The sequence below is a fragment of the Nitratidesulfovibrio liaohensis genome, from assembly GCF_011682075.1.
Lineage (GTDB): Bacteria > Desulfobacterota > Desulfovibrionia > Desulfovibrionales > Desulfovibrionaceae > Cupidesulfovibrio > Cupidesulfovibrio liaohensis.
In genome coordinates this window covers 1-2662 of record NZ_VSMK01000387.1, presented here as the reverse complement: position 1 = coordinate 2662, position 2662 = coordinate 1, and the positions used below count along the sequence as shown (strand labels likewise).

The 2662-nt window shown below is 69.6% G+C and carries 2 protein-coding genes and 1 pseudogene; 1 reads left to right on the top strand and 2 read right to left on the bottom strand.

The window, feature by feature from the left end; translation table 11 throughout:
• On the top strand, positions 1-944 hold a 944-nt coding region (locus tag FVW27_RS12760; protein ID WP_167125687.1), incomplete at its 5' end, for a glycosyltransferase family 2 protein.
• Positions 945-1056: 112 nt separating this feature from the next.
• Here FVW27_RS12760 and FVW27_RS12755 read toward each other — a convergent pair.
• Positions 1057-2484 carry a sigma-54-dependent transcriptional regulator gene (locus FVW27_RS12755; protein WP_167125685.1) on the bottom strand — a complete coding sequence of 476 codons (1428 nt, stop codon included), beginning with the start codon at positions 2482-2484 and terminating at the stop codon, positions 1057-1059.
• Positions 2481-2662: pseudogene (locus tag FVW27_RS20635) on the bottom strand (hypothetical protein); the annotation flags it as partial. The gene FVW27_RS12755 and the pseudogene FVW27_RS20635, both read right to left, overlap by 4 nt.

Sequence of the window (2662 nt, the reverse complement as noted above, 5' to 3'; positions counted from 1 at the left end):
CGGCGTTTCGCGTGCTGACCCTGCCGCGCACGGGCAGGCCCGGCCCGGTGCGCAACGCCGGGGCACAGGCCGCGCGCGGTGCCTTTCTGGTGTTCTGCGACCCGGACGACTACCTGGCCCCGGACTTTCTGCGCCTTACCCACGCGGCCCTGACGGAACCCTGCGGGCTGGCTGAACCCAAAGGACATGCCGAATCCGAGGGACTGGCCGAACCCAAAAGGCAGGACAGACGGGGCGAGCAAACCAGACCCGCGCGACAGGAAGAACCAGACGAAGCCCCCGGCATCACCCGTACCGCTCCCGGCCCGCATGCCCTGCGTGATCTGGCCCACGCGGCGTTGCGCGCCGCCGGTGCAGACGGCGACCTCGCGCCCGGCGACCTTCCCGGAAACCTGTCTGGCGGCATGCCCCCGCACGGCACCATCCGCCCGCACATCGCCTGCGTGGACTACATCGAGGAAACGCCTGCCGGATCGCGGGTGGTGCAGGTGCCGGACTTCCATCCGGACCTGTTGCGCACCCAGAACCTGTTCCCCACCACGTCGCTGATGCGGCGCGAGGTGTGGCTGGCCAGCCGGGGCTTCCGTACCGAAACGGCGTACGAGGACTGGGATTTCTGGGTACAGGCGGCCATGGCGGGGTTCAGCGTGGTGCGCGTGGCGCAGCCGCTGCTGCATTACGTGTTTCACGACGCCAACTACTCGCACGCGGCCCGCGCCGACGACGGCAGGGCCAAGGCGCGCATCGTGCGCGACAACCCGGCCTTCTTCGAGTCCGAGGTGCGGGCCTGGGCGCGGGCCCTGCTGTGCGGCGAACCGTGGGCCGTTCCCTTCACGCGGGGGGTCATTCCGCGCGCCGCCGACATCCGCGCCCTGCGCGAACTGTTCGTGGCCCGCATGGGCGCGGCGCGGGCGGGTGAGATATTTTCCCGCGCGGGGCTGTAGGGGCTGCCCCGCAAAAAGCGTCCACGACGCCCACCCACCCCCTGAAAATACGGCGGGCGGAACCGGCACCTGCCGTGTTCCGCCCGCCATCTTGCGTCCGCGTCCCGGACGCCTACTCCAGATCGTACTTCTTCAGCTTGTTGTGCAGGGTGGCGCGGGTGATGCCCAGGCGACGCGCGGCCTCGCTCTTGTTGTCGGCGGTCTCGCGCAGGGTGGCGATGATGGCTCGGCGCTCCAGGTCTTCCAGCGACAACCCGGCGTAAGGCGCCAGCCCGTCACCGTCGGCAGGGCCATTGCCCGCGCCAGCTTCGCCGGTGCCAGCGCTTCCGCCTCCTCCAACGTTCCCATTTCCCCCGCCCCCGAAATGCAGCGGCAGCTCGCGCTCGGTCACGTAGTCACCGGTGGCCAGAATCACGGCGCGTTCGATGGCGTTTTCCAGTTCGCGCACGTTGCCGGGCCAGTCGTGGCGCAGCATCTGGTCCATGGCCTGCGGGGTGAACCCCTTGAGGTGTTTGCGGTTCTTTTCCGTATAACGGTCCAGAAAGAACGCGGCCAGCAGGGGCACGTCGCCCGCGCGCTCGCGCAGGGCGGGCACATGCACGGCGATGACGTTGAGCCGGTAGTACAGGTCTTCCCGGAACCGCCCCGCCGCCGCCTCTTCGCGCAAATCGCGGTTGGTGGCGGCAATGACCCGCACGTCCACGGTAAGCGGGGTGTCGCTGCCCACCCGCTGCACCTCGCCCTGTTGCAGGGCGCGCAACAGCTTTGCCTGCAATGTCAGGGGCATCTCGCCTATCTCGTCCAGAAACAGGGTGCCGCCATCTGCCTGCACGAAGCGCCCCTCGCGCCGCCGGTCGGCCCCGGTGAAGGCCCCGCGCTCGTGGCCGAACAGTTCAGACTCCAGCAGGGTTTCGGTCAGCGCGGCACAGTTCACGGTGACCAGCGGCTTTGTGGCCCGGTGGCTGGCGGCGTGCAGGGCGCGGACCACCAGTTCCTTGCCGGTGCCCGATTCGCCGGTAATCAGCACCGTGGCCTCGGACGGGGCCACGGTGGCGATCATCTCCACCAGTTCGTGCATGGGCGCGCTGCGACCGATAATGCCGTGCGGCGCACCCGGCGCGCCCCCCTGTGAGGTCAGGCGTTCGCGCAATTCGCGGTTTTCGCTGGCCAGCCGGGTGTGGTCCAGCGCCCGTTCCAGGGTGTGGCGCAGCACGTCGAAGTCCAGCGGCTTGGTCAGATAGTCGTAAGCCCCGGTGCGCAGCGCCTCCACGGCGGTGTCCACCGAGGAATGCGCGGTCATGATCAGCACGGGCGTGGCCGGGTTCCAGTCCAGAATGTGATGCAACGCCGCTATGCCGTCCATGCGGGCCATGCGCACGTCCATGAGCACGGCGTCCCAGGCGCGCTGGCGCACTTTGGCCACGGCGGATTCGCCGTCGTCGGCTTCTTCGGTGGCATAGCCCCAGCCGCGCAGCATGGTGCGCAGCATGGAGCGATGCGCCGCGTCGTCGTCAACGATGAGGATGGTGGCGGTGCTCATGGCGTGTCGTCCTTTGCGGGGTTGCCGGGCAGGGTTGCAGCTGCGCGCGCGCCGGATGTTGTGGACGCGCCGGATCTCGAGGACGCGCCGGATGTTGAGGACACGGCGGGGGATGCAGCCGGGGCGGTGGCGGCAGCGGCATCATCCGCGCCGGGGGCTGCCGCGTCCCGCGCGTGCT

Excerpts from the sequence above, each read along its gene's own strand:
- FVW27_RS12755 (WP_167125685.1), bottom strand. The coding sequence starts at position 2,484 with ATGAGCACCGCCACCATCCTCATCGTTGACGACGACGCGGCGCATCGC.